Source organism: Lentzea sokolovensis, from assembly GCF_033949975.1.
GTDB classification, from domain to species: domain Bacteria; phylum Actinomycetota; class Actinomycetes; order Mycobacteriales; family Pseudonocardiaceae; genus Lentzea; species Lentzea sokolovensis.
Map to the genome: position 1 here is coordinate 426,599 of NZ_JAXAVU010000014.1, position 26,687 is coordinate 453,285.

Sequence of the window (26,687 nt, forward strand, 5' to 3'; positions counted from 1 at the left end):
GTAGCGCACGGAGTCAACGCCGCGGTACGACGATCCGCGGGCGGCGTTCTGCGAGCGTTCTCGCATGACCGGAAACCGGAAGTCGATGTTCGCTGAGGTCAGGCAGTTCCTCGCCACCTGCGTCGCCACGCTCTTCGCCGGGAAGCGGTTGGTCAGGACACCGTCCCCGGAGCGGTGGCGGCACGTCCGGCTGGGGATCACCTGTGCCCTGGCCGCGCTGGTCGTCCTGCTGGACGTGATCGTCCCGCCAGGACGGTACGGCTGGGACTACCCGGTCCCGGGCTGGTGGTTCACGGCGACCGCGGCGGGCGCGGTGCTGCTGACGCTCCGACGTCCACTGTGGTCCTGGCGGATCACCGCGCTGCTGGTGGCGCTGACGCCGCTGATCAACTGGCTCTGGAGCGACGAGTGGCTCCTCCCCTGGTCGCCCGGGCTGATCCTCGCGACCACGGCGGTACTGCTGATCGTCGCGCAGAACTACCGTCACACCGTTCTGACGTGGGTGTTCCTGTTCACCGTCGCCGCCGCGTGGCCCTGGCTCGGCGGCTACCTGCCGAGCGCGCTCATGGTGAGCGCCGTCGTGGGCGGGGCGCTCGTCCTCGGCAACGCGATGCGGTTGCGCCGCATCGCCGAGGCTGACAGCGCCGCACAGCGGACGCGGGCCACCACGCTGGAGGAACGCGCGGTCATCGCCCGCGAACTGCACGACGTCGTGGCGCACCACATGTCCGTGCTCGCCCTGCGCGCGGGAAGCGCCCGGTACCGGTTCGCCGATCTGCCACTGGAACTGCTCGACGAATTCGACGAGATGCAGTCCACCGCCCGCGAAGGCCTCTCCGAGATGCGGCGGCTGCTGGGCGTGCTGCGCAACGAGAACGGCGAACTGGAGACCGCGCCGCAGCCGCGCGTGGAGGAGATCGCCGAACTGGCCGACCGGTTGCGCGGCGCGGGAGTCGAGGTGTCGTCGCGGATCGAGGGGACCGTGCGGGACGTGCCTGATGGAGTGGCGCTGTCCGCGTACCGGATCGTCCAGGAAGCGCTGAGCAACGCCGTCCGGCACGCACCGGGATCCACTGTGGACGTCCAGATCTCCTCGTCTCCTCAGGAACTTCGGCTGGTGGTCGCCAACGGCGCGGCGGCGGAGCCTCCACCGCCCACGGACGGCAGGGCCAGGCACGGCATGCTGGGGATGCGTGAACGGGTCACGGCCCTCGACGGTGCGTTCAGCGCGGGACCGGATGAGCGCGGTGGGTTCGTCGTGGCGGTGACGCTGCCGTTGAACGGGAACGGGGAATGACCGGGTGAACATCAGGGTGCTGATCGTCGACGACCAGACGATGGTCAGGCAGAGTTTCCGCGCCGTGCTCAACGCGCAGCCCGACATCACTGTCGTCGGTGAGGCCGGCAACGGCGCCGACGCCGTGCACGCGGCCATCCGCGACAAGCCGGACGTCGTGCTGATGGACGTCCGCATGCCGATCATGGACGGCCTGGAGGCCACCAGGGAGATCCTCGGCCACCCCGACCTCGCCGGCACCGTGCACGTCCTCATGCTGACGACGTTCGACATCGACGAGTACGTCTACGGCGCACTGCGAGCAGGTGCCAGCGGGTTCCTGCTCAAGGACGCGCCGCTGGACGACCTGGTCAACGCCGTGCGGGTGATCGCGGCGGGCAACGCGCTGTTCGCCCCGGCCGTGACACGCAGGCTGATCGCGGAGTTCGCCGCACGCCGGCAGGACCCGGTCGAGCCGGGACGCGCGGACCGGCTCACCGCGCAGGAGCTGAAGGTGTTGCGGCTGGTCGCGCGCGGGTTGTCGAACACCGAGATAGCCGCCGCGCTGGTGATCGTGGAGCAGACCGCGAAGACGCACGTCAGCAGGGTGTTCGCCAAGCTCGGGGTGCGGGACCGGGCGCAGGCGATCGTCGCGGCCTACGAGATGGGCGTCATCGTTCCCGGACAAAACTAGAACGGTTTCAATTTCAGAACCGTTCTGCCTATGCTGGGGTCATGACGGGCAGACGCGACCGCAAGAAGGCGGCGACCCGCAGGACCCTGGCCGACGCGGCGCTGGAGCTGTTCCTCGAACGCGGCTACGACAACGTGACCGTGAAGGAGATCGCCGAAGCCGCCGACACCGCGATCGCGACGCTGTTCGCGCACTTCCCGGCCGGCAAGGAAGCCCTCATCCTCGACGACAGCGGCGAACGGGAAGCGTCGTTGACGGCAGCGGTCCGCGAACGCCCGGAGGGCACCTCCCCGCTCGACGCCCTGCACGCGTTCTTCGCCGGCCGGGCACCGTTCCGCGAGGACCTCCCCGAGGAGTACCGGCGGCGGATGGACCTGATCCTGGCCACCCCGGCGCTGTGGGCGTACGCCCGCACGGTCTGGATCGCCTGCCAGGACACGCTCGCCGCGCTGCTCGCCGAAGCCACCGGTCTCGACGAACCGGACGACTCGCTGCACGTGCTGGCCCGCTACGTCCTGGAGACCCCCGACCTGGCCTCGGCCCGGCCCGATCGCGCCGCCGCGCTCGCCGAGGCCTTCGCCCACCTCAAGCGAGGATGGCCCGCCCTGTGAACGTCCTGGTCACCGGCGGCAACGCCGGCATCGGCTACTTCACCGCCGAACAACTCGCCGAAGCCGGAGCGACAGTCGTGCTCGGCAGCCGTTCCCAGGCCAAGGCGGAGACGGCCGCGGCGTCGATCCGGGCGCGGGTCCCCGGTGCTGTCGTCCACCACACGCCGCTGGACCTGTCCGACCTGCCGTCGTTGAAGTCCTCCGTGGACGGACTCGAGCCGCTCGACGCGGTCGTGTTCAACGCGGGCATCGCACGAGACGAGACGTCTCGTCTCGTCAGCTCCGACGGCCACGAGCTGATGTTCGCCACCAACCACCTCGGGCACTTCGCGCTCACCTACTGGCTGGCGCCCCTGCTCACCGGCGCCCGGATCATCACGGTCGGCAGCTTCGCCGCCCGCTCCGAACGGCTCGACCTCGCCGACCTCCAGTCCACTGAGGACTACGACCAGAAGCGCGCCTACGGGCGCTCCAAGCTGGCCCAGATGAGCTTCGGCTTCGAACTCGACCGACGCCTTCGCGCCGCCCGCAGCAACGCCATGAGCGTCGTCGTCCACCCCGGCGGCGCCCTGGACTCCCTGACGCCCTCGCGGCCGGGCGTCCACACCCGTCCCGCGTCCACCCGGATCGCCGGACTCCTGTTGCACGGCAAGGACGATGGCGCCCGGCCAGCGGTGCACGCGGCTCTCGACCCCGACGTCGAAGGCGGGCAGCTCTGGGGTCCGCGTCAGTTCGGCCTGCGCGGCAAGCCGCACCTCGAAAAGCCGCACGCGCACATGACCGACGAGCAGACCGCGAAGGTGCTCTGGGACAAGAGCTGCGAACTGACCGGACTCGACCTAGGCGAGGTCCTCGGCCTGTAGCTCGGCCCGCGACGACACCCCGAGCTTGCGCAGCACCCGTGCCGCGTGCTGCTCGACGGTCCGCGGCGACAGGAACAGCACGTCGGCGATCTTCCGGTTGGTGTGCCCGGCGACCAGCAGCCGCGCCACCTCCTGCTCGCGGGGCGACAACTCGTCGCCGTACCCGCGCCTGCCCCGCCGCGACGGTTTGCCGCCACCGATGCCGCGCAACTGGTGCCGGCAGCGGGCCGCGTCACGAGTGGCGCCCAGTCCGTCGAACGTGTCGACGAGCGCCGACAGGATCTCCGCCGCCTTCTCCTGGTCGCCGGGCAGCAGGCAGGCGGCCTCGCGTTCGGCGACCAAGGCGGTGAGGTACGGCGCGGGCAACGCCGAGTACCTGTCGGCGGCCTCCCGGTAGAGCAACACGGCGGGGTCGAGCTGACCGCGTGCCTCCGCGAGCAGGCCACGGCACCAAGCCAACGAAGCGAACGCCATCGGGGCGTCCCGGTCCTCGATCCCCGCGGCGATCTCCTCGATCAGCGTCTCGGCGTCGGTCTCGCGCCCGGCCGCGAGGAACGTGGCCACGGCGACCGGGCCCAGTTCGGTCGCCCACACCCACACGCCCTTCGTGCGCACGATCGCCAGCCCGCGGTCGACGTCCACGCAAGCACGGGTGATCTCGTCCTGCGCGAGCATGGTCCTGGCGAGAGCAGCGCACCCGGCGACAGCGACCGGGGCGATCGACTCCTCGGGAGCGAACGCGCCGGTCTCGGTCAGGTAGCTGGTCGCCTCCGCCCACTCGCCGCGGGCTGTCGCCAGCGATCCCAGGATCAGGCACAGCTCGCTGGCCAGCGGAAACAGGTCGCGATACTCGTCGAGCAGGGTCACCGCGCGCTCCGCGAGGCCGTCCCAGTCGCCAGTCAGCCAGTCGAGCCGGGCCCTGGTCGCGTGCGCGGTGCTCGCGACGAACGGGGCACCGCACTCCGCCGCATACCTCAGGCCGTTGCGCAGCAGGTCGGCGCACAGCTCGAAGTGACCGGTCGTGGTCAGCGCGTCGGCGAGGTTGCAGTGGGCGCGGGCCAGCTGGCGCAGTTCGCCGGGGGTGGCGGCGGGCAGGAACTCCAGCCGCTGCAGCACGGCCGGGTCGCCGGTGTGCATACGCGACCCGATCTCGTTGGCGTACAACGACATCTTCAGCTCGGGATCGTCGGACTCCGCACGGGAGCGGGCCGCCTGGTCGAGCCACGGCAGCACCTCGCTCATCGGGGTGCCGCCCAGGTAGGACAGGCCCAGCACGGCGGCCCCGCGGGCGGCCAGGTCCGGGCGCTCGGTGAGGTCGGCGACCGCCCGTTCGAGCTCGGAACGGGCCTCCTCGACACCACCTGCCTGCCGGATCAGCAACACGCCCCGGTAGAGGCGCACCTGGCCGCGCGCGGCGGTCGACAGGCGGCGGTCGGACAGCAGGCGTTCGAGCGCCTCCGTCGGATCGAGCTGGTCCAGGCCCTGGTGGGCGATCTGGCCGAGCTTGATCGCGAGCCGGTCGACGTCGTCCGCGGGCACGGCGGGGTCGAGCAGCAGCCTTTGCAGCAGGGCGGTGGCCGTGGTCGCGTCGCCGTTCTCCACGGCCCTGTCCGCGGCGGCCTCGCCGTAGCGCAGCCACGCCGACGTGCGCCCGGCGCGTTCGCTGTGCTCGGCGAGCTGCACCAGCGGACGCGGTTCGACCTGGTCGAGCACCTCGACGGCACGGCGGTGCAGCTCCTGCCGGTCCGGTCCGCCCAACGTGTCGTACACGGCCTGCTGAGCCAGAGCGTGCCGGAAGCCGTAGCGCCGTGCGTCGACCTCGTGCAGAACGTGGCCCGTCAGCGCGTGCGTCAGAGCCGCACGACTCTCACTGATCTCGGCCACCTCGCCGAGCAGTTCCACGGACGCGGGCGCGCCCAGCACGGCGGCGGCCTGCACCAACCGGGTGGCCGCGGCGGGCAGTGCGGCGAGGCGCTCGGCGATGGCGTCGCGCAGCAGGACGGGCACGTCCACGTTGTCGAGCAACCGACGGGCCGTGGCGCCGTCCGCGTGCACGGCACCGGCCGGATTCCGCAACGCCCGCAACGTTTCCTCGACGACGAACGGGATGCCCGCCGTGCGTTCGTGCAGCTTGGCCGCGAACTCCAGCGACACGGGTTCGCCGTCGAGAATCGCGGACGTGAGCGCACGGACCTCGGCCACGTCGAGCGGTTCGAGTTCGAGCAACGCGCTGGTGATCCCGGTCGGCGGCCGGTACGCCGATCCCAGCGGGACCCCGCCCGGCACGTCCTCGCGCCGGTAGGTGACCACGATGGACAGATTCGCCGGTGGGTCGCCCATCAGGAACCGCAGCAGCTGCCGAGACCCGTCGTCGGCCCAGTGCAGGTCCTCGACGACCAGCAGCACCGGTCCGAGCACGCCGAGCAGCTCGCGCATCCCGCGGAACAACCGATGCCGGTCGGCCCGAGGGTCACCGGTCGGAGGCGGTGGCGCGGGCAGGTACTCGGCGAGTTCCGGCAACAGTGAACCGAGCGCACCCGACACCGGGCTCAGCCGTGAATGGTTGCGCGCCAAGCGTTCCGTGCAGTCGCGCAAGGCCTCCAGCACCGCGCCGTACGGGAACGGCTCCCCCACCGGCTGGCAGTGGCCCATGAGGACGGAGATCGGGCCGAGATCCGCGTCGAGCAGCTCACGCACCAGGCGTGACTTACCGACGCCGGCCTCGCCCTCGATCATGATCACCGCGGGATGGCTCGGCACGGCGGCTCGCAGCGCGCCGAGCTGGTCACCTCGCCCCACCAGCACCGGCGAGCTCGTGCGCATCAGTCCGCCGGGGTCGCAGCGCCGCGCCCTGGACTTCGGTGTCCGGCTCATCCGCACCGATGTTAGGCGAAAGACGGGTATCCCTACGTAGCGATATCCGGATTGTTCGCCGTTCCCCGCCGCCCGATGGTGATCCGCACGTGGTCGCCCACCCCTGCCGAGGCGGCCGGAGAACGGAGAACCAGAGATGCGACTCGATCGCACAACACGCGTGCTCGCGGCGACGGGCATCGGCCTGGCCGTCGCAGCGGCGGTGAGCAGCCCTGTTTCCGCCCAGACGGGTTCGATCCAGCAGTCCGCCCAGCCCGTCGCGGGCAGCTACATCGTCGTGTTCAAGGACGGCGCCAGCGACGTTCCCACCACCAACGCCAAGGCGCTCGACCTCGCCCGCAAGCACGGCGGCAAGGTCAGCAACACCTACGTGGCGTCGGTGCGCGGCTTCGCGGTGAAGCTGGACGAGGCGGCGGCGCGCAGGCTCGCGGCCGACCCGTCGGTCGCCTACCTGCAGCAGGACGGCTGGGCGCGGATGTCCGACACCCAGACGAACCCGACGTGGGGCCTGGACCGGATCGACCAGGCGAACCTGCCGGTCGACGCGAAGTACACCTACCCGAACACCGCGTCGAACGTGACCGCGTACATCCTCGACACCGGGATCTACAAGGCGCACACCGAGTTCGAGGGCCGGGCCAAGGACGGTTACGACTTCATCGACAACGACGCGGACGCCTCGGACTGCCAGGGCCACGGCACGCACGTCGCCGGCACGGTCGGGTCGAAGACGTACGGCGTGGCGAAGAAGGTCAACCTGGTCGCGGTGCGCGTGCTCGACTGCTCCGGCAACGGCCAGTACTCGCAGATCATCAAGGGCATCGACTGGGTCGCGCAGAACGCGCAGAAGCCCGCCGTGGCGAACATGAGCCTCGGCGGCGGCGCGGACTCCACTGTGGACAACGCGGTGAAGCGCGCCATCGCGGCGGGCGTGACGTTCGGCCTGGCGGCGGGCAACAACAACGGCGACGCCTGCCAGACCTCCCCCGCCCGCGTGCCGGAGGCCATCACGGTGGCCGCCAGCGACTCGGCCGACAAGCGCTCGATCTACACCGGCGGGCAGGCGTCGAACTGGGGCTCCTGCGTCGACCTCTTCGGGCCCGGTTCGAACATCACGTCGACCAAGAACGGCGGCGGCACCACGTCGATGGGCGGCACCTCGATGGCCACCCCGCACGTCGTCGGTGCCGCCGCTCTGTACGCGTCCGCGAACCCGTCCGCGACCCCTGCCCAGGTTCGCGACGCGCTGGTGAACAACGCCACGACCGGCAAGATCACCGACCTGCAGGGCTCGCCGAACAAGCTGCTGAACATCAGCTTCATCGGCGGCGGTGGCCCGGACCCCGAGCCGTGTGCCGCCGCCACCAACGGCGACGACGTGTCCATTCCGGACACCAACACCGCGGTGACGTCGTCGGTGAACGTGACCGGCTGCACGGGCAAGGCCTCGACCGGAACCAAGGTCAAGGTCGACATCAACCACCCGTACACCGCTGATCTGGCCATCGACCTGGTCGGTCCGTCCGGTGCGACCTACAGCCTCAAGAAGGCTCGCGGCGCGACCTCGTCCGCCGGTGTGCACGAGACCTTCACGGTCGACGCCTCCGCGGAGAACCGCAACGGCACGTGGAAGTTGCAGGTGACCGACGTCTGGACCTACGACGCCGGGAACATCGACACCTGGACCCTGACGTTCTGACGAGCACGGAAGGACTTCCCATGCACCGCACCACCTGCGGGCTCGCCGTTCTGATCGTCGCCTCCGCCCTGCTGGCCACCCCGGCGCAGGCGGCCGAAGCCGACTTCGTCAAGGCCCGCAACCCCGTGGCCGGCGGCAGTTTCATCGTGTCCCTCAAGCCCGGCGCCGCGATCCAGTCGACGTCGAGCGCTCTCACCCAGAAGTACGGCGGCAAGCTCGACGCCGTGTTCTCCCACGCCATGCGCGGTTTCCAGGTCAAGAACCTGACCGAGGCCGGCGCGCGGAAGCTGGCGGCCGACCCCGCCGTCAAGGCCGTCTACCAGGACGGCACCGCGAAGGCGCTGGACGTGCAGGACAACCCGACGTGGGGCCTGGACCGCGTGGACCAGGTTTCGCTGCCGCTGGACAAGAAGTTCAACTACCCCAGCGGCGGCGCGTCGAACGTGACGGTCTACATCACCGACACCGGTGTGAAGACGTCGATCGCCGACTTCGAGGGACGTGCGTCCGTGGGCGCCGACTTCATCGAGGACGGCCAGAACGGTCAGGACTGCTCGGGCCACGGCACGCACGTGGCGGGCACGGTCGGGTCGAAGACCTATGGCGTGGCGAAGAAGGCCAAGCTGGTCTCGGTCCGCATGCTCGGCACGAGCTGCACGGGCAACGGTCCTGACTCGGCCGGGGTCAAGGCCATCGAGTGGATCACGGCGAACGCGAAGAAGCCCGCCGTGGTCAACGCTTCCTGGACCTTCGACACCGCCGACATCGGCAACGACGCGATTGCCGGCATGGTCGCCTCCGGTGTGCAGATGGCCGTCGCGTCGGGCAACAGCTCGACGGACGCCTGCTCCACCGGTCCCGCCAAGATCGCGTCGCTGATCACGGTGAACGCGACCTCGTCCAACGACGCGCGTGCCTCGTTCTCGAACTACGGCACCTGCACGGACATCTTCGCGCCGGGTGACAACATCACCTCGCTGGGGCTGAACGGCGGCAGCACGAACATGTCCGGCACGTCCATGGCCACCCCGCACGTCGCGGGGGTCGCGGCCCTGCACCTGTCGGCCAACCCGTCCGCGAGCCCCCAGGCCCTGCGCGACGCCCTGGTGAACAACGCCACCTCCGGCAAGGTCACCAACCCGGGTACCGGTTCGCCGAACAAGCTGCTGTACAGCGGTTTCATCGGCGGCGGGCCCAACCCCGAGTGCGGTCCCGGCACGAACGGCGACGACGTGTCCATTCCGGACGCCGGGTCTGCCGTCTCGTCGTCGGTGACGATCTCGGGCTGCACCGGCAACTCCACGGCCTCGGCAACCGTCAAGGTCGACGTCAACCACACCTACACCGGCGATCTGGCCGTCGACCTGGTCAGCCCGTCCGGCAAGTCCTACGTCCTCAAGAAGGCCGGCGGGGCTTCGTCCTCCTCCGGCATCCACGAGACCTACACCGTTGACCTCTCCTCCGAGGCGCGCAACGGCACGTGGAAGCTGCAGGTGAAGGACATCTACACCTACGACACCGGCAACATCGACACCTGGACCCTCACGGTCTGATTGTCGCGCAACGGAACGAGCCCCGGAGCCGATGTGGCTCCGGGGCTCTTCCCTGCTCCCCAGAAGGGTCTAGCGGGTGACGGTCAGCGTGAACGTCGTCGTGCCGGTCTTCCCGTCCGCCGAGGTGGCCTTGACGGTGATCGGGTAGGTGCCGGGCGGGGTGGAGAAGTTCGTGAAGATCCAGACGTTGCTGCTGCCGTTCTGGCCGACCGTCGCCGGGTTGAACGACATCTGGGCGCCGGTGGGCACGCCGGACGCGGTCAGCGTCAGGTTTCCGGTGCCACCACTGGCCTTCACCACGGTCTGGGCCAGCAGGCCCTGCTTGACGCTGGCCGACGACGGCGAGGCGGTCACCGTGACGTCACCGGTCGGCGGGTCGGTGCCCTCCACCGTGAGCGACACCGTGGTGGTGGCGGTCTTCCCGCCCGCGTCGGTGCCGGTGACCGTGATGCTGGAGGTTCCGGCGGTCGCGGTGCTGGACACGTCCAGCGTCAGCTTCGACGAACTGCCCGCGCCGACCGACGTCGGCTGGAACGTGGCCTTCACGCCGCTGGGCACACCGGACGCCGACAGGGTGATCGTCTGGCCACCGCCGTCGGTGGAAATGGTGGTGGAGACGTACTTGCCCTTGGCCGCCTTGACACTGCTCGGCGAGGCTCCCAGCGTGAAGTCGCCCGGCTGCGGGTCGCCACCACCGGTGACGGTCAGCGAGTACTTGCCGGACGCCGTCTTCCCGCTCGACGTGGTGCCGGTGATCGAGACCTCGTAGGTGCCGTTCGGCGCCGAGGTGGCGGCGTCGAACGTGACCTTGGCTGAGTTGCCGGTGGTCACCGACGTCGGCTGGAAGACCGCCTTCACGCCGCTGGGCAGCCCGGACGCGGACAGCGTGGCGTTCTCCGCGCCACCCGAACCGGCCGTGGTGGTGATGCCCGCGGACACCGTCTTGCCCGCCGCCACCGAACCGCTGCCCGGCGCGACGGTCAGCCCGAAGTCACCGACCGGGGGCTGCTCGCCGACCTCGGCCTTGACCCAGTCGCCCATCTCGTTGTCGAGGCGGCCGTAGATCGAGTACCACTTGAAGTCCGACCGGCTCCACGACGCGACGCCGTAGATCTTGCCGTCGAAGATCAGCGGGCCGCCGCTGTCACCGGGCAGGATCGAGATCCGGCCGTCGGAGTACCCGGCGCAGATCATGGTCGCCGACTTGAAGCCCGCGCCGACGCCCTGGCAGACGCTGTCGCCGTTGACGACCGGCAGGCTCGCCTTGTCGAGCGTGACGTCCTGCGAGTTGTCGTTGAAGTCCTTCTTGCCGTAGCCGAAACCGAGGCCGGTCTTGCCCGGCGCGGCACCGCCCGAGTCCGCGGAGGTGGCGAACTTCGGGTACGCGGCACCGCCCTTCAGAGCGATGTCGCGGTCCACGGTCACGACGGCGACGTCGTAGCCCTGGTCGAAGTTGACGTACTTCGGGTGCTTCTTGTAGCTGACGACGTTCACGGCGAAACCGGTGCCGGCGCCGCCCTTGTAGTCCTTGAGGTCGTCGAGCCCGTAGACGAACTTCTTCTCCCCCTGGGCATCCGCGCAGTGCGCCGCGATCAGGATCTTGCGCGGCGCCACGACCGTGCCGGTGCAGGTCTGGCCCTCCGGCCGGGTGCCGCCGGCGCGGATGCCCGCGATGATGCCGGGGAACTCGCTCACGGTGGCGTTCTGCCCGCCGACGAACATGGGCGAGGCGTCACCGAGGTTCGCGGGGACGGTGTCCCCCAGGTAGTTCGCCGCAGGGGCGTTCGGCGGTGCGGCGTTCGCGATGCTGACGGGCGTCAGCACCGTGGCCGCGACCAGGGCCAGCAGGCCCCAGGACCGTGGTGTTCTCGTCACGTTGGTTCCTCTCGGATCAGGAACGCCCACCTCAGGGCAGGGGCGGCGGTCGTTCGCTGCGATCACTGTCGGAGGACTGCACGTGCGGAACAATCAGGGTCGGCATCCGTAGGGGTACGGAACTTTCCTACCTAGGGTCTGTGTCGGGGTCTGGTTCGATGAGAGTCGCGCTTGAGGTGGTTCCTGGTGGTGCGGCCGGACGGTCCGCGTACCGGTGTTGTACGTGGGTCGTCCGGCCGTACCACCAGGGGCCGTCTCGGGCCCGGCTGTCGCGGACCAGACCCCGGCACAGGCCCTACGGACGGCGGAAGATCGTGATGGAGTGGCCCACGACGTCGATCGGCGTGCTCGTGTCGATCAACGCTCGGAGGACGTCGTCGGCCTTCGCGATGGCCGTGTTGGACACGACGAGCAGCCCGTGCACCTGGTCTTCCGGCGCCTTGCGCGGGTCTTCGGCGTGGATCCCGTAGTGCTCGGGCACTCCGGCGCCCTTGTGGACGAGCCACATCCGTTCGCCGGGATAGCGTTTCAGCCGCTCGGCCAGCCGCCCCAGGTCCTGGCCCCAGTCGACGTTCGAGTCGTGCAGGTGCAGGTGGGTCTTCGACGGGCCGCCGAACACCTCGTTGGAGTACGGCAGGTAGTACGGGAACGTCCACAGTGAACTGACGGCGACCAGTGCGACCGCGAGCGTGGCCCAGCGCCGGTGCGCGACCACCGCGGCGGCGACCGCGAGGAACATCGGCACGAAGATCGCGTAGCGGACGCCGAGGTCGCGGCTGCCTGTCATGGCCACGGCCAGCAGCACGGCCGCGGGCGCGAGGACGTACGCCGCCGCGGGACGTCTGATCAGGGCGACGGCACCGGCGGCCCACAGGAGCAGCGCGCCCAGCGGTGTCTTCACCAGCAACGCGGCCGGCAGGTAGTACCAGTGCGAACCCTCGTAGTGCGTGCCGAACAGGTAGCCGCCCCAGACCCGGTTCTCGAAACCGGCCTGGACGCGCATCCCGTCGAGGTAGGGCTCGGGGAACGGCAGCCAGCCGACCGGCGCGGACGGCAGGTCCGGCGGGGACTCCCAGCGCAGCAACGGATCCACGGCGAGGTAGGACACCCACACCACGGCGAGCGCGATCAGCAGCACGGCGAGCGCGGCTTTGGCGCGGGCGTGCCAGAACACCAGGAACAGCACCACCGGGACGGCGGCCAGGGTGTTCATCTTCGTCGCCAGTGCCGCGCCGAGGGCCAATGCGGCGAGCGGCAGGTAGAGCGCGGGGTTGGCGCGCGCCCGCCACACCAGCCAGACCGACGTGAGCACGAACCCGGCCGCTGGGACGTCCAGCGTGGCCAGCGATCCGTGCGCGATGAGATCGGGCGAGAACGCGTAGAGGGCCAGCGCGAGCAGCCCGCCCGTTCGGTTCGTGATGTCCGTGGCGAACAGGAACACCACCACGCCGAACAGCAGCGTGAGGACGATCATCGGCAGTCTGGCCAGGAGCAACAGCTTCGCGGGGTCGTTGCCCGACTCGTAGAGCAGGTGCCGGCCGAGTTCCGTCTGGTCGCCCTGGAAGTCCGGGTCGAGGTGCGCGTCGGCGAACGCGAGCCCGGTCGCCATGATCAGTTTGCCCAGCGGCGGGTGCTCCGGGTTGTACCGGAGGCTGTGCTGCTCCAGGTGGACGACCGCCGCGCCGATGTAGACCGGCTCGTCGATGGTCGGCGTCTGCTGCACCGCCGTGGTGATCATCGCGATGGCCATCTGGGCCAGGAGCACGGCCGCGGCCAGCCCGAACAGCCACCGCCGCGGTGCTCTCACCCGCACGGACGGCAGGGGCACCTCGGCAGGGCGCTGGATCGTGGCGAGCGACAAGGCCGCGCGGTCCTTTCACGTGGGTGAACAACCCGACACTCTCCGAAACGGGATGCCCGCTGATTAGGTTGCTCCACACTTACGCAACAGATTGTTGCGAAAGACCCTGTCGCATTTCAGCTACAACTTGTAGCTTTACTGGCCCCGGACGAGGGAGACCAGCCGTGACCACGCTCAGATCCACCCGCCCCGCGATGGCCGTTCTGGCGGCGTTGGCCGTCACGATCGGCGCCCTGGAAAGCATTCCGTTCCCCGCGCTTCCGCTGCTGCAACGCGAACTCGGCCTCGATCCCGCCCAGGCCGGCCTGCTGTCCACGACGTTGATCATCACGTCGGCCATCACCATGCCGATCGTCGCGAAGATCGCCGACGACCGCGGCGGGCGGCGGATCCTGCTCGTGCTGACCTGGTGCATCGTGGCCGGGGCCGTGCTGTCGGCGTTCGCGACGTCGTTCCCGGTGATCCTGCTCGGACAGTTCCTCCAGGGCCTGGGCGGCGGCGTTCTGCCGGTGTCGTTCGTGGTGGCACGGCGGCTCTTCCCCGACTCGACACCGGTCGCGGTCGGCGTGCTCACCGGTCTGTTCACGGTCGGCAGCGGACTGGGAGTGCTCGCCGCCGGGCCGCTCGCCGACGCCTTCTCGCGGCAGTGGATGTTCCTGCTGCCGGCGCTGGCCGTGGCGGCCGTGGCGATCATCGCGCCGGTCGCGTTGCCGGGACCGGGGCAGGTGAGGCGCACCAGGCTGGACTGGCCGGGTGCGGCGTTGCTGGCACTGGCGCTCGCCACGCTCATGCTCGCGCTCTTCCTGGCGCCGCAAGGACTTGCGGGCGCCGCGGTGCTGCTCTTGCTGGCAGCCGCGTTCGGTGCCGGGTGGGTTGTGGCCGAACGCCGCGCCGCACATCCGCTGGTCGATCTCGGTGTCCTGCGGTCGGTGTGGAGGGCGAGTCTCACGGCCGGGGCGCTCGGGGCGAGTTACTCGGCGACGTACTTCCTGGTGCCGCAACTGCTTTCGGGGTTCGGCGCGACGGCCAGCGAGATCAGCCTGTACCTCTTCCCCACCGTGCTGGTCGCCGTCGTGGTCGGGCCGTTGTCCGGACTGTTCGCGCGGCGGGCGGGGACCAGGACCGCCATGGCCGCCGGCCTGACGCTCACGGCCGCGGGCACGTTGTTCATGGCCGGATGGCACGAGGTGCCGTGGCAGATCGCGGCAGGGATGCTGGTAACACTCGGGCTCGGCGTCGGGACCGCGTCCACGGCCACCTACACCGCCGCGATCTCCTCGGTCGGCGAGCAGGACACCGGCGTCGCGGCGGCCACGTGCGGGATCGCGCGGGCGATCGGTGCCGCGCTGGGCGTCCAGGTCGCGGCGGCGCTGCTCACGGGAGGAGCGTCCTTCCGGCTCGGCTTCGCGCTCGCCGCGGTCGTGGCGTTGGCACCGCTGGTGTTGCTGCGCGGAATCCGGTCACCGGAAAACCGTTTCGGCGCGGCGTTGACGCGGGGCTAGCCTGCGCGAATGCCGTTGGGAGACATCGACAAGATCGCTCAGGACACCGGTTTCTCCGGCGTGGTGCGGATCGACCACGCCGGAGAGATCGAGTTCGAGAAGGCCTACGGGCTCGCGAACCGCGCGTACGGCGTGCCCAACACCGTGGACACCAGGTTCGGCATCGCCAGCGGCGGCAAGGGGTTCACCGCGCTGACCGTGCTCTCCCTGATCCGCGAGGGCGCGCTGGCACTGGACACGACCGCCCGCTCGTTGCTGGGCGACGACCTTCCGCTGATCGCCGACGACGTGACGGTCGAGCACCTGCTCACGCACACGTCCGGCATCGGCGACTACCTCGACGAGGAAGGCGACTGGCAGGTCGACGACTACGCGATCGGCGCGGTGCACGCGCTGACCACGACCGAGGCGTTCCTGCCGTTGCTCGACGGGCATCCCACGAAGTTCAAGGCCGGTGAGCGGTTCGGTTACTGCAACGGCGGTTACGTGGTGCTGGCGCTACTGGCCGAACGAGCCACCGGGCAGGGTTATCACGACCTCGTCCGCGACCGCGTGCTCCGGCCCGCCGACCTGACCAGGACGGACTTCCTGCGTTCCGACGAGCTGCCCGCCGACGTGGCCGTGGGCTATCTGGAGGGCCTCGACCGCTCCAACGTCTTCCACCTGCCCGTGCTGGCGACCGGTGACGGCGGCATCCACACCACCGCGGGCGACATGTCGAAGTTCTGGCGCGCGTTGTTCGCCGGCGACCACGCCGAAGAGGTGACGCGGCCACGCCACGACGTTCCGGAGGAGTCCCTGCGCTACGGCCTCGGCTTCTGGCTGCACGAGACCACCGACACCGTGATCCTCGCCGGGTACGACGCCGGCGAGTCCTTCAAGTCCACTCACGACCCGCACACCGGCACGACCATCACGGTCCTGTCGAACACCTCGCCCGGTGCGTGGCCGATCGCCCGTGCACTCATGTCCTGACGACACTGTTCTGAACGGGTGACGGATGCGAACATGTGTTCGTGAGCACCCCGATCCTGCACGCCGACCTGGACGCCTTCTACGCGTCGGTCGAGCAACGGGACGATCCGAGCCTGCGCGGCCGTCCGGTGATCGTGGGCGGCGGTGTGGTGCTGGCCGCGAGTTACGAGGCCAAGGCGTTCGGCGTGCGCACGGCGATGGGCGGGGCGGCGGCGCGCGGACTGTGCCCGCACGCGGTCGTCGTGCGGCCGCGGATGTCGGCCTACTCCGCCGCGAGCAAGGCGGTGTTCGAGGTGTTCCGCGACACGACGCCGCTGGTCGAGGGCCTGTCGATCGACGAGGCGTTCCTCGACGTCGGCGGCCTGCGCCGGATCGCCGGACCGCCCGAGGTGATCGCCGCACGACTGCGGGCGACCGTGCTGGAGCAGGTCGGCCTGCCGATCACGGTCGGGGTGGCGCGCACGAAGTTCCTCGCCAAGGTCGCGAGCGGGGTCGCGAAGCCGGACGGGCTGCTGGTCGTGCCCGCCGACCACGAACTGGAGTTCCTGCACCCGCTGCCGGTCGAACGGCTGTGGGGCGTCGGCGAGGTGACGGCGGCCAAGCTGCACGGCCTGGGCCTGCGCACGGTCGGCGAGGTCGCCGCGCTGGGCGAGGTGGCGCTGGTCTCGATGATCGGCCGCGCGGCGGGCAGGCACCTGTACGCGTTGGCGCACAACCACGATCCGCGTCCGGTCCACACAGGACGCCGCCGCCGGTCGATCGGCTCGCAGCGAGCTCTGGGCCGCCGGGAACGCACTCGTGACGACCTCGACGCCGTTCTCGCGTCGCTGATCGACGGCATCTCACGGCGACTGCGCACGGCACATCGCGCGTGCCGGACCGTGGTGCTGCGCCTGCGGTTCGCCGACTTCAGCCGCGCGACCCGTTCTCACACCCTGCGGCATCCGACGACGGAGACCGAGGTGCTGCTGGCGTCGGCGAGAGAGCTGCTCGGCACGGCGATGCCGTTGATCGAAAGCCGCGGCATCACGTTGCTGGGCGTGTCGCTCACGAACCTCCAGAACGACGCGCCGATGCAGATGACGCTGCCGTTCGAGGAGCAGAAGCCGGCCGCTCTCGACGCCGCGCTGGACGACGTGCGCGACCGCTTCGGATCCCGGTCGGTGACGCGGGCGGCGCTGCTGGGACGGGATCCGGGCATCTCGGTGCCACTGCTGCCGGACTGACGCCGTGGAGTGAGCGGCCGGGGCCTGCTCACTCCACAGTGGACTTTCCGAGCCCGGTCAGACGAGGCGCACGGAGCGGGCCTGCGGGCCCTTCTGGCCCTCGCCGACCTCGAACTCCACGGCCTGGTTGTCGGGAATGCCGTGGTGGTCGTACCCCTGCACCTCGGACTGGTGCACGAACAGGTCCGGCCCGCCGCCCTCAGGCGCGATGAAGCCGAAACCCTTGCTGCCGTTGAACCACTTGACGGTTCCTCGAGTCACTTGCGTACCCCTATGCGTGAAGTGCGGTGGAGGCCGGCAGGTTCGCCAGGCCGAGCATGGACAGCAGTTCACGGCAGTCGACCGCGTCGTGGGAACGCTCCGCCACTCGTTTGGCGGCCTGACGCTGGTGCAGGAGTTCGGTGGTCTCGGCGTGCAGACGTGCCTGCGCGAAGTCTTCCGCCGCGTGGCGCGTCGTGCCGAATCGAGGAGAAGTAGAGGAAAGGCGTTCCGGCTGCAAGCCGGTGCTCCTGTCTCCGGCCGGAAACGCCGGACCGGACGGGGATCGGGAACCGCAGCGGCTGGTTGCCGTCAGCTGGTACCCCAATGGGCCCCACAATAGCCCAATGACCAGCGGCGAGCACCACACGCACCGCGTAGGGTCGCCCCCATGCCCGAAGACGAAGGTGGCCCTGCGCTGGCCCCCACGCTGGCCGAATGGCTCAAAGCCCGCGAGGAGACAGCCCGCCACCTGGCCGCCGGAGCCAAGCGAACGGTCGACGGGGAATGGGTGCAGCGGCTCGCCGACCTCCTCGCGACCGAGCGGTCGTGGCAGGACCAGTACACCGAACTGGTGGCCCTGGGCAGTCTCGACGGCCGGTTCCCGCCCTCGAACCGCTGATCTCGGATCAGCCGGATCGGCACGACGTCGCCGTCCTTGATCCACGCGCCCCGTGGCGTGCAGGGGCGGCAAGCTCCGCGATCAAAAGACCGGTTCGTCAAGTTATTGCGTGATCTTGTAGACATCTTGCACTCTGGAGTCGAATCGCCGACAAAGGAGTTCGCGATGTCCCTGTCACGCCGAACACTGCTCAGCACCGCGCTCGCCGCTCCCGCGCTGGGGCTCCTGCCCGCCCCGGCGCACGCGGCCGGCCCTCCCGGCGACGTCGTCGGGAAGATCACCGTCGGGTACCAGGGCTGGTTCGCCTGCCGGGGAGACAACTCCCCCATCGACGGCTGGTGGCACTGGAACGACAACTGGAGCCAGCCGCCGGCACCACCCACGAGTTCGATCGTCGCGTGGCCCGACATGCGCGACTACGCCCGCACCTATCAGACGGCGTTCGCGAACCTCGGCGACGGCCGGCCCGCCACCCTGTTCTCGAACTACGACCGGCAGACCGTCGACGTCCACTTCCAGTGGATGCGCGACAACAACATCGACACGGCGGCGTTGCAGCGCTTCAACCCGACCGGCGGCGAGGGCCCGATCCGCGACGCCGTGACCGCGCACGTCCGGCCGGCGGCCGAGGCGTCCGGGCGGAAGTTCTACATCATGTACGACGTCACGAACTGGACGAACATGCAGTCGGAGATCAAGACCGACTGGCTGGACAAGATGTCCGCGTACACGTCCTCCCCCGCCTACGCCCGGCAGAACGGCAAACCCGTCGTCTGCGTCTGGGGTTTCGGGTTCAACGACCCCGGCCGGCCGTTCGGCCCGGAAGCCTGTCAGGACGTGATCAACTGGTTCAAGGCGCGCGGCTGTTACGTGATCGGCGGCGTCCCGACCCACTGGCGGCTGGAGATCGAGGACTCGCGGCAGGGTTTCGCGGGCGTGTACCGGTCGTTCGACATGATCTCCCCGTGGATGGTCGGCCGGATCGGCACCCCGGCGGACACGGATCGCTTCCACACCAACGTGAACAGCCCCGACCAGGCCGAGTGCGACGCACGTGGGATCGACTACCAGCCGTGCGTGCTGCCGGGCGACGTGGGGTCACGGCAACGGCTGCACGGCGACTTCATGTGGCGGCAGTTCTACAACATGGTCCGCCTTGGCGCACAGGGCATCTACATCTCGATGTTCGACGAGTTCAACGAGGGCAACCAGATCTGCAAGACCGCCGAGACGCTGGCCGACGTGCCCGCCGGTTCCGGTTACCTCGCTTTGGACGAGGACGGCACGCGGTGCTCCGCCGACTACTACATGAGGCTGACCGGCGACGGCGGCAGGATGCTCAAGGGCCAGATCGCGCTGACCGCCACCAGGCCCACCCAGCCGTGGGTCGGCGGACCGCCCGCCCCGGACGTCGACCTGGCCGCCGGACGCCCGACGACCCAGAGCTCGCAGACCCAGCACTACGGCAGCGGGTTCGCGGTCGACAACGACCCGAACTCCTACTGGGAGAGCGCGAACAACGCCTTCCCGCAGTGGATCCAGGTCGATCTCGGGGCTGCCCACGCCGTGAAGCGCGCGGTGCTCACGCTCCCACCGAACCCGGCGTGGGGACGGCGGACCCAGACCGTGACGGTCGAGGGCAGTGCCGACGGCCGGACGTTCAGCCCGCTCGCGCAGTCGGCCGGGTGCGTTTTCGACCCCGCGACCGGGAACTCGGCCACGGCCGCACTGCCGGGCGCCCAGGTCCGGCACGTCCGGCTCACGTTCACCGGAAACACGGGCTGGCCTGCGGGTCAGTTGTCAGGCCTCAAGCTCTACGCCTGATCACGCCCGCGGGTTCTCGCCGGATGGGCGCTGTACAACTAGAACGTGTTCTAGGTAATCTGCACCACATGATCGCCACAGTGGTGTGGGGTACGGGAAACGTCGGCCGTGCCGCCATTCGCGCCGTCGATGCCCATCCGGCGCTGAAACTGACGGCCGTGGTCGTCCACAACCCGGAGAAGGTCGGCCGCGACGCGGGCGATCTCGCCGGACTGGACACCGAACTCGGGATCACGGCGACGAACGACATCGACGCGGTGCTCGCCGCGAGCCCGCGCGCCGTGGTGTACGCGGCGTCCGGCGACATCCGCCCCGACGACGCGCTCGCCGACATCACCAAGGCGATCAGGGCGGGCGCGGTGGTCGTCACGCCGTCCCTCTACGCGCTCTACGACCCGCGCAGCGCCCCTCCGGAGCTTCGAGAACCTGTTCTCAAAGCGATCGAGGAGGGCGGCGGCTCGCTGTTCGTCTCCGGCGTCGACCCCGGCTGGGGCAACGACGTGCTGCCGTTGATGATCAGCGGCCTCGGCAGCACGATCGACGCGGTCCGCTGCCAGGAGATCTTCGACTACTCCACCTACGACCAGCCGGACGCGGTGCGGTGGCTGATCGGGTTCGGCCAGCCGCTCGACTACCAGGCGCCGATGCTGATGCCGACGGTGCCGACCATGGTGTGGGGCGGGCAGATCCGGTTGCTGGCGCGGGCTCTCGGCGTGGAGCTCGACGAGATCCGCGAGACCGTCGACCGGCGCGCGCTCGACGAGACCGTGACGACGCGGACCATGGGCGAGTTCGAGAAGGGCACGCAGGGCGCGATCCGGTTCGAGGTGCAGGGAATCGTGGGCGGCGAGCCGCTCATCGTCATCGAACACGTCACGCGCATCCACAACTCGTGCGCCACGGACTGGCCGATGCCGCCGTCGGGCGACGGCGCGCACAAGGTGATCATCGAGGGCCGGCCGCGCATCGAGGTGTCGGTCGAGGCCGTCGACGAGGGCGAGAACCGGTCCGCGGGCGGCAACGCCACGGCGGTCGGCCGCATCGTCAACGCGATCGACTGGCTGGCCGGCGCGGATCCCGGTCTCTACGACGCGCTCGACGTCCCGCTGCGTCCCGTCGCCGGCAAGCTCGGAAGGAGCAGGCCTTGAACATCGACATCCCCGAGGGCAAGGACCCCATCGGGTACGTGTGGGGCGAACTGGTGCCCGGCATCGGCATCTCCGCCGCGAACCTCTCGCTCGCCGTCTACCAGCACACCACGCTGGGACTGCGCGAGTTCGAGGCGGCGCGGCTGCGGATCGCCCAGATCAACGGCTGCATGTTCTGCCTCGACTGGCGGACCGAACGCGACGGCGTGAAGGTCGAGGACGACTTCATCGACGCGGTGACCCAGTGGCGCACCACCGACGCCTTCGACGACCGGGCGAGGCTGGCCGCGGAGTACGCCGAGCGGTACGCACTGGATCACCACGGTCTCGACGACGAGTTCTGGTCCCGCATGACCGCGCACTACAGCCAGGTCGAGATCGTGGAACTCACGATGAGCATCGGGGCCTGGCTCGTGTTCGGCCGGCTGAACCGGGTGTTCGGCCTCGACGCGATGTGCGTGCTGCCGAAGTTCTGAGAAGTCCGGACAGGACTGCTCAGAGGTCGGTGGCGATGATCTTCTCGATGTTCCTCTCGGCCAGCGCCGTGATCGTGACGAACGGGTTCACCACGGTGCTGCCGGGAATCAACGACCCGTCGATGACGTACAGCCCCGGATAACCTTGCAAGCGACCGTAGTTGTCGGTGGCCCTGTTCAGGATCGCGCCACCGAGCGGGTGGTAGGTCAGGTGGTCGCCCCAGATCTTGTACACGCCGAAGAGGTCGGTCCGGTAGATCGTCCCCTCCTTTGAGTTGATCTTGTCGAAGATGGTCTTCGCGGCGTTGATGGAGACGCTCTTCCACGCGGTCTGCCAGTTCAGGTCGACCTTGCCCGCGGCGGCGTTCCAGGTGAACTGGGCGCGGTTGGGGGTCTTCGTGATCGACAGGTAGAACGACGCGTAGGTCTCGATGCCGGTCGGCAGCGGCGCCACCTCGGCGAACGCGCCGCCGGCCGCCCAGTTGTCGATGCCCAGGGTCGGGATGGACGACTGCAACGCGCCGGTCGGGTCCCACATGTGGTTGGCCCGGCCGCACATGACGTTGCCGTTGTCGCCCCAGCCCTTGCCGACCTCACCGTTCAGGTTCGGCAGCGCACCCGTGGCCTTGAGCTTGACCAGGAGCTTGCTCGTTCCGACGCTGCCCGCCGCGAAGAACACCTTCGCCGCCGTGACCTCCTTGACCGCGATCGGGTCGCCGTTGGTGTTGAGCTGCTCGATGGTGACCTTGTAGCCGCCCGTCGCGGGCACGACGTTGACGACCCGGTGCAGCGGCGAGATGGTGACGCGCCCGGTCGCCCTGACCTTGCTGAGATAGGTCTTCTGCAACGACTTCTTGCCGTAGTTGTTGCCGTAGAGGATCTCCCCCACCAACGCCGACTTCGGGACCGTCCCGGCAGCCTCCTGCTCCATGTAGTTCCAGTCGTACACGGTGGGCACGAACACGTACGGGAAGTTCGACCGCTGGGCGTGCTTCCGGCCGACCCGCGCGTACTGGTAGGCGTCGGTCGTGTCGAACCAGGCCGGCCGGATCATGTTGACGCCGAGCTCGGCGTTGGCGCGCGGGTAGTAGGTGCCGTACATCTCGTCGGGATTCACCGTCGGCAGGACATCGCCGAAGTTCTCCCGTTTCGGCGTGACGGCCATGCCGCCGTTGACGAGCGAGCCGCCCCCGACGCCGCGTCCCTGGTAGACGGTGATGCCGGCGAACTCCTCGGCGTCGAGGACGCCGGTGTAGCGCGGGATCGCCTTGTCGATCGGGAAGCCCAGGAAGTTGCTCAGCGGCTGTTTCGTCTTGGTGCGCAGCCAGAAGGACCGCTGATCAGGGGTCGTCGTGTTGGCGAAGATCTTCCCGTCCGCGCCGGGGGTGTCCCACGCCATGCCCATCTCGACCATGTGGACGTCGACCCCGGCCTGGGCGAGACGCAGGGCCGCCACGCTTCCGCCGTAGCCGGTGCCGATCACGAGAGCGGGTATGACGGCCGCGTCGGCGATCGACGCCGACGCTCGTGCCACCGGAGTGACGCCTCCGAGGGCGACAGCTCCAAGAATAGAACCTGTTCCAGCAATGAACGAACGTCGTGAAGGACCCTCGAAACCGTTGTCACACGTCATTGTGTGGGTCATGTGATCTTCCTCACTGTGGGCGCATGAGAACAAGTTATACCGGCGGTTGTAGATCAAGTCACTACCTGGTAGTCCCGGTTCGCCCAGGTGCGCGGCGCAGGTGAGCGTCTTGACGACGAGATTCGGGTGCCACGCGGACAACCCGTACGGCCCAGTACGACCACACGATCCGGGAATGTCCGTCCACGCATGGCCGCCCGACAATCGAGCGATGCCCTCGGTATCTGATGGTGGTGAGGACGCGAGACCGAGCGTCCTGGTGATCGGTGCGGGAGTGTCCGGCCTGGCCGCGGCGCGCGCGTTGCGGGGCCTGGGCCATCCGGTCACCGTGCTGGAGGCGCGGGACCGCGTCGGCGGCCGGATCTGGACCGACGAGCACGGGGTCGACCTGGGCGCGCACTGGATCCACGGCACGGACGGCAACCCGATCACCGAACTCGTCGAGGACCTGGGGCTCCCGTACAGCTACGTGGGCGGGGACAGCGCCTACACCGGCGGGTTCGACAGCCTCGACCTGTTCGGGGCGGACCGGCGGGCGGTGAACCACCGCTACAAGAGCCGGACCCTCGAACTGGCCGACGAGGTGCTGCACGAACTGGAACACCGTGCCGCGGTGGCGCGCAAGGGAGATCATCCGGACGTCCCGCTGGGCGAAGCGATGCGGCAGATCCTCGCCGAACGCCGGCTGTCCATCGAGGACGAACAGGCCGTGCGGTATCACCTGAACGTGATCCTGCGCGAGGACGCGGCGGAGGATCCCGACAAGCTCTCGTTGAAGCACTGGGAAGACGGCTATCTCGTCTACGGCTACGGCGACAGCACGGTGCACCAGGGCTATCAGTCCGTTGTGGACGCTCTGGCCGACGGGCTGGACGTCCGCCTGGGGCACGTGGTCACGCACGTCGAGGAAGGGCGGGTGTTCACGGACCAGGGCATGTTCGAGGCGGACAAGGTGCTCGTGACGTTGCCGCTGGGGGTGTTGAAGGCCGGCGCCGTGGAGTTCTGGCCTCCGTTGCCCGAGGCCAAGCAGTCCGCGATCGCCCGGCTCGGCTTCGGCACGCTGAACAAGATCGCGCTGCACTACTCCGCACCGTTCTGGCCCACGGACCAGTACGTCTTCGGCTACCTGTGCCGGGACACGGACCGGTACCCCACGGTCGTCATCAGCATGTGGAAGTCACACGGCAAGCCGGTCCTGGTGATGCTGCTCGGCGCCTCGCTCGGCCGTGAGATGGAGACCTGGTCCTCAGAAGAGGTCTCGGCGTACGCGACCGAGGTCGTCCAGGACCTCTTCGGCGCGGACGCACCCGCTCCCGTCTCCGTTTCGCGCACCACGTGGTCGTCGGATCCGTACGCGCTGGGCTCCTACACCTGCATCGGTGTCGGCTCGTCGTCCAAGGACATCGCGACGCTCGCCGAACCGGTCGGCGACAGGCTGTTCTTCGCCGGCGAGGGCACGAATCCATACCACTGGGGCTGCGTGCACAGCGCCTACGAGTCCGGCCTCCGCGAGGCCGCGCGCATCAGCGGCGACCCGGACCTCTACACCCCGCCCAGCGCCGGGAAGTCCCGCGCCCAGTCGCGCAACACCGACCGGATGCTGCGGTTCGTGCGGATGCGGATGAACCACATCACCGCGTCCGAACTCGCCGAACGGGTGGCGTGCCTTCGGTGCAGCGTCGATCCCCACGGCGTGAGGTTGTTCGCGGCGCTCGCGGACTCCGAACTGGAGACGCTCGCGTCGATGTTCGACGAGATCCCCTACACCGCAGGCGATGTTCTCTTCCACGAGGACGACGCGGCGCACGGGGTGTTCCTGGTCGCGTCCGGACGGATCGAGATCGACTTCGGCGGCATCTACGAGCGCGCCGTGCTCGGCCGTGGCGCGTTGCTCGGCCACTACGACATGTTCTTCAACGCCCGCACCACGTCCGTGACGGCGCTGACCGACGACGTCGTGGTGTTCTACCTGGACCACTACCGCTATCAGAGCTTCCTGTACGCCTTCCCCGACGTGATGATGCTGATGCTCTCGGACCTCGTGACGAGGTGGGAGCAGTTGGAGAGCGCGCTCGGCGCCGCGACCCTGCCGAAATTGAATGGAACGACACCGGCTCGGGCGGCTACCTTCCTGCCGGACTGAGTCGTCGAGGCAAGGACGTGCCGTTGTACACCGTGTGAGACCTCCCCAAGCACTTGGTTTTCGTTGCGCGACGCGTTCTTGAGCGCCGCGCTCCTCTTGCTGCGGTCTTCTCACCGATCGGTGTACTGCTGTGCTCATCACCTGGGCCGTCGTGCCCACCTGCCTTCCTCTTGTCCGCCGTCGTTGCCACGTGTGCGCCGCCGACCGCTTCCGGGCGAGCGGCAAGTTCCGCGTCAACGCCAACCACAAGGTCCTCGACGCCTGGCTTCTCGTCCTCTGCACGGGGTGCGGGGACACGGCCAAGCTCACGATCTTCGAACGGGCGCACGTCCGCTCCGTCCGGCCCGCGTTGCTGGACCGGCTGCACCGCAACGACCTGGCTCTCGTTCCCGAACTGCTGCAGGATCCCGTTCTGCAGCACCGCAACCGCGTCTCCCTCGACTGGGAGGGTGCGTGGCGGCTCGACACCGGCGGGTCCGATCACCTGGAACAGGAGGTGGTCGACGTGTCGGTGCGGTTCGCGGCGCGGATTCCGGTCCGGCCGGTGCGGCTGATCGCGGACGCGTGCGGCCTGTCGCGGGCCGAGGTCGAACGGTTGATCGTCGAGGGGAAGGTCGTGTCGGCGATCCGGTTGACCGGCAAGGTCTCCGGCGACTTCACCTTCACGCTCAAGCGCTGACGGTTCCCGTCAGCGCGGCCAGTACGGCGGCCACGCCCGGAGGATCGGGCGGGTCGCCGTACGTGGCGGCGTGGATCTGGCGGTGGAAGCCCTTCAGTTCGGTGGCGTGCACGTCCGGCCGTCGATGGGCCCGCAAACCCAGTCCTGGCAGGATGGCGACGCCCGCACCGGCCGCGACGAGCGCCTGGACGACCACCATGTCGTCGCTGTGCGAGGAGACGCGGGGCGTGAAGCCCTCGCTGCGGCACACGGTCTCCAGTTCCTGCTGACACGCGTCACACCCGCCGATCCACGCGGAGTGGCGGTGGTTCGCGAGGCTGTCGTCCGGCTGCCGGCTGATCAGGTGGATGGGATCGTCACCGAGGTGGACGAACCGAAAGCCCTCCTCGACCGGGGTGTCCGCGTGCCGGAAGACGAGGGCGATCTCGATCTCGCCGTGCCGCAGCATCCGCAACGCCTCGACCGGATGCCGTTCGACCAGGCTGAGCTCCAGCCCGGGATGCTTCGAGGCCAGGGCGGCGGCCACCTTCGGGACGATCGTCGCGGCGACGGAGGCGTTGGCGGCCAGCCGGACCCGTCCCGACTGAAGACCGACCTGCGCGGCCAGTTCGGTGGCGGCGGCGTCGACGCGGCCCATGATCTCGGCCGCGCGGGCGGCGAGCAGGTGTCCTTCGGGCGTCAGGCGAATGCCGCGGCCGACGCGTTGCACGAGCTTCACGCCCGTCTCCGCCTCCAGCCTCGCCAGGTGATGGCTCACCGACGGCTGGGAGTAGTGCAGCTGCTTGGCCGCTTCGGTCACCGAGCCGTGCCGGGCCACCGCCGCCAGCACCTTGAGGTGCACCAGGCTGAGCATTCATCAAGGCTATCAATGAGATCCCCGCGT

Annotated in this window: 22 protein-coding genes; 15 read left to right on the plus strand and 7 right to left on the minus strand. The window is 69.4% G+C overall.

Translation table 11 applies throughout. The features are described from left to right. The first annotated feature begins 64 nt into the window (after positions 1-64). From SK854_RS36050 to SK854_RS36065, 4 genes are read left to right on the plus strand one after another with little or no spacing between them, the layout of a single operon-like run. A complete protein-coding gene (locus tag SK854_RS36050; RefSeq protein ID WP_319979618.1) occupies positions 65-1,297 on the plus strand; it encodes a sensor histidine kinase in 1,233 nt (410 codons plus the stop codon). A 4-nt stretch (positions 1,298-1,301) separates the two neighbouring features. Next, a complete protein-coding gene (locus SK854_RS36055; protein WP_319979619.1) occupies positions 1,302-1,970 on the plus strand; it encodes a response regulator transcription factor in 669 nt (222 codons plus the stop codon). A 41-nt stretch (positions 1,971-2,011) separates the two neighbouring features. After that, a complete protein-coding gene (locus tag SK854_RS36060) occupies positions 2,012-2,581 on the plus strand; it encodes a TetR/AcrR family transcriptional regulator (RefSeq protein WP_319979620.1) in 570 nt (189 codons plus the stop codon). Beyond that, positions 2,578-3,444, plus strand: coding sequence for an SDR family NAD(P)-dependent oxidoreductase (locus tag SK854_RS36065; protein ID WP_319979621.1), 867 nt, complete (start codon positions 2,578-2,580; stop codon positions 3,442-3,444). Before SK854_RS36060 ends, SK854_RS36065 begins: the two co-directional genes overlap by 4 nt. Here SK854_RS36065 and SK854_RS36070 read toward each other — a convergent pair. Then, positions 3,421-6,318 carry an ATP-binding protein gene (locus SK854_RS36070; RefSeq protein ID WP_319979622.1) on the minus strand — a complete coding sequence of 966 codons (2,898 nt, stop codon included), beginning with the start codon at positions 6,316-6,318 and terminating at the stop codon, positions 3,421-3,423. The two genes, SK854_RS36065 and SK854_RS36070, sit on opposite strands and share 24 nt — an antisense overlap. Before the next feature lie 136 nt (positions 6,319-6,454). Between SK854_RS36070 and SK854_RS36075 the strand changes: the two genes are divergently transcribed. Continuing rightward, positions 6,455-8,017 carry a S8 family peptidase gene (locus tag SK854_RS36075; RefSeq protein WP_319979623.1) on the plus strand — a complete coding sequence of 521 codons (1,563 nt, stop codon included), beginning with the start codon at positions 6,455-6,457 and terminating at the stop codon, positions 8,015-8,017. 20 nt (positions 8,018-8,037) lie between these two features. Continuing rightward, positions 8,038-9,570 carry a S8 family serine peptidase gene (locus tag SK854_RS36080; RefSeq protein ID WP_319979624.1) on the plus strand — a complete coding sequence of 511 codons (1,533 nt, stop codon included), beginning with the start codon at positions 8,038-8,040 and terminating at the stop codon, positions 9,568-9,570. A gap of 69 nt (positions 9,571-9,639) precedes the next feature. Here the strand turns inward: SK854_RS36080 and SK854_RS36085 are convergent, their stop codons facing one another. Both SK854_RS36085 and SK854_RS36090 read right to left on the minus strand, forming a co-directional pair. After that, complete coding sequence (locus SK854_RS36085; protein ID WP_319979625.1) at positions 9,640-11,445, minus strand: trypsin-like serine protease; 1,806 nt, start codon at positions 11,443-11,445, stop codon at positions 9,640-9,642. A gap of 295 nt (positions 11,446-11,740) precedes the next feature. Next, entirely contained in the window at positions 11,741-13,306 is a 1,566-nt protein-coding gene (locus SK854_RS36090; RefSeq protein ID WP_319979626.1) for a phospholipid carrier-dependent glycosyltransferase, read from the minus strand. 164 nt (positions 13,307-13,470) lie between these two features. Here SK854_RS36090 and SK854_RS36095 point away from each other — a divergent pair, with 164 nt between their 5' ends. The 3 genes from SK854_RS36095 to dinB are packed head-to-tail and all read left to right on the plus strand — an operon-like array spanning position 13,471 to position 17,009. Next, on the plus strand, positions 13,471-14,808 hold the full coding sequence (locus SK854_RS36095) for an MFS transporter (protein WP_319979627.1): 1,338 nt from the start codon (positions 13,471-13,473) through the stop codon (positions 14,806-14,808). A 9-nt stretch (positions 14,809-14,817) separates the two neighbouring features. Further along, positions 14,818-15,783, plus strand: coding sequence for a serine hydrolase domain-containing protein (locus SK854_RS36100; RefSeq protein WP_319979628.1), 966 nt, complete (start codon positions 14,818-14,820; stop codon positions 15,781-15,783). A gap of 35 nt (positions 15,784-15,818) precedes the next feature. Further along, positions 15,819-17,009, plus strand: a complete 1,191-nt coding sequence (gene dinB, locus SK854_RS36105; protein ID WP_319979629.1) for a DNA polymerase IV — start codon at positions 15,819-15,821, stop codon at positions 17,007-17,009. A gap of 57 nt (positions 17,010-17,066) precedes the next feature. On the opposite strand, the gene SK854_RS36110 is transcribed toward dinB, so the two are convergent. Together SK854_RS36110 and SK854_RS36115 are read right to left on the minus strand one after the other, a co-directional pair. Then, positions 17,067-17,270: a cold-shock protein gene (locus SK854_RS36110; protein ID WP_093601844.1), complete on the minus strand. Its 204-nt coding sequence runs from the start codon at positions 17,268-17,270 to the stop codon at positions 17,067-17,069. A gap of 10 nt (positions 17,271-17,280) precedes the next feature. After that, positions 17,281-17,508, minus strand: a complete 228-nt coding sequence (locus tag SK854_RS36115; RefSeq protein WP_319979630.1) for a hypothetical protein — start codon at positions 17,506-17,508, stop codon at positions 17,281-17,283. A 150-nt stretch (positions 17,509-17,658) separates the two neighbouring features. Here SK854_RS36115 and SK854_RS36120 point away from each other — a divergent pair, with 150 nt between their 5' ends. The 4 genes from SK854_RS36120 to SK854_RS36135 all read left to right on the plus strand — a co-directional run bounded on the left by SK854_RS36120 (position 17,659) and on the right by SK854_RS36135 (position 21,337). After that, positions 17,659-17,889 (plus strand): hypothetical protein, encoded by a 231-nt coding sequence (locus SK854_RS36120; protein WP_319979631.1) that lies wholly within the window; start codon positions 17,659-17,661, stop codon positions 17,887-17,889. A 165-nt stretch (positions 17,890-18,054) separates the two neighbouring features. Further along, positions 18,055-19,713 (plus strand): discoidin domain-containing protein, encoded by a 1,659-nt coding sequence (locus SK854_RS36125; protein WP_319979632.1) that lies wholly within the window; start codon positions 18,055-18,057, stop codon positions 19,711-19,713. Positions 19,714-19,781: 68 nt separating this feature from the next. Beyond that, positions 19,782-20,861: an NAD(P)H-dependent amine dehydrogenase family protein gene (locus tag SK854_RS36130; RefSeq protein ID WP_319979633.1), complete on the plus strand. Its 1,080-nt coding sequence runs from the start codon at positions 19,782-19,784 to the stop codon at positions 20,859-20,861. Continuing rightward, entirely contained in the window at positions 20,858-21,337 is a 480-nt protein-coding gene (locus SK854_RS36135) for a carboxymuconolactone decarboxylase family protein (RefSeq protein ID WP_319979634.1), read from the plus strand. Before SK854_RS36130 ends, SK854_RS36135 begins: the two co-directional genes overlap by 4 nt. Before the next feature lie 19 nt (positions 21,338-21,356). On the opposite strand, the gene SK854_RS36140 is transcribed toward SK854_RS36135, so the two are convergent. Then, a complete protein-coding gene (locus SK854_RS36140; protein WP_455032268.1) occupies positions 21,357-22,871 on the minus strand; it encodes a GMC oxidoreductase in 1,515 nt (504 codons plus the stop codon). 322 nt (positions 22,872-23,193) lie between these two features. Here SK854_RS36140 and SK854_RS36145 point away from each other — a divergent pair, with 322 nt between their 5' ends. Beyond that, entirely contained in the window at positions 23,194-25,125 is a 1,932-nt protein-coding gene (locus SK854_RS36145; protein WP_319979635.1) for an FAD-dependent oxidoreductase, read from the plus strand. Between the two features lie 130 nt (positions 25,126-25,255). Next, positions 25,256-25,804, plus strand: coding sequence for a DUF1062 domain-containing protein (locus SK854_RS36150; protein ID WP_319979636.1), 549 nt, complete (start codon positions 25,256-25,258; stop codon positions 25,802-25,804). Here the strand turns inward: SK854_RS36150 and SK854_RS36155 are convergent. Next, positions 25,794-26,657 (minus strand): LysR family transcriptional regulator, encoded by an 864-nt coding sequence (locus tag SK854_RS36155; RefSeq protein ID WP_319979637.1) that lies wholly within the window; start codon positions 26,655-26,657, stop codon positions 25,794-25,796. The two genes, SK854_RS36150 and SK854_RS36155, sit on opposite strands and share 11 nt — an antisense overlap. Positions 26,658-26,687: the final 30 nt, after the last annotated feature.

Bases quoted from the DNA above. Each gene is read 5' to 3' on its own strand.
- SK854_RS36050 (WP_319979618.1), top strand. From the start codon at position 65: ATGACCGGAAACCGGAAGTCGATGTTCGCTGAGGTCAGGCAGTTCCTC.
- SK854_RS36060 (WP_319979620.1), top strand. From the start codon at position 2,012: ATGACGGGCAGACGCGACCGCAAGAAGGCGGCGACCCGCAGGACCCTG.
- SK854_RS36070 (WP_319979622.1), bottom strand. From the start codon at position 6,318: ATGAGCCGGACACCGAAGTCCAGGGCGCGGCGCTGCGACCCCGGCGGA.
- SK854_RS36075 (WP_319979623.1), top strand. From the start codon at position 6,455: ATGCGACTCGATCGCACAACACGCGTGCTCGCGGCGACGGGCATCGGC.
- SK854_RS36080 (WP_319979624.1), top strand. From the start codon at position 8,038: ATGCACCGCACCACCTGCGGGCTCGCCGTTCTGATCGTCGCCTCCGCC.
- SK854_RS36100 (WP_319979628.1), top strand. From the start codon at position 14,818: ATGCCGTTGGGAGACATCGACAAGATCGCTCAGGACACCGGTTTCTCC.
- SK854_RS36120 (WP_319979631.1), top strand. From the start codon at position 17,659: ATGCCCGAAGACGAAGGTGGCCCTGCGCTGGCCCCCACGCTGGCCGAA.
- SK854_RS36125 (WP_319979632.1), top strand. From the start codon at position 18,055: ATGTCCCTGTCACGCCGAACACTGCTCAGCACCGCGCTCGCCGCTCCC.
- SK854_RS36130 (WP_319979633.1), top strand. From the start codon at position 19,782: ATGATCGCCACAGTGGTGTGGGGTACGGGAAACGTCGGCCGTGCCGCC.
- SK854_RS36145 (WP_319979635.1), top strand. From the start codon at position 23,194: ATGCCCTCGGTATCTGATGGTGGTGAGGACGCGAGACCGAGCGTCCTG.
- SK854_RS36155 (WP_319979637.1), bottom strand. From the start codon at position 26,657: ATGCTCAGCCTGGTGCACCTCAAGGTGCTGGCGGCGGTGGCCCGGCAC.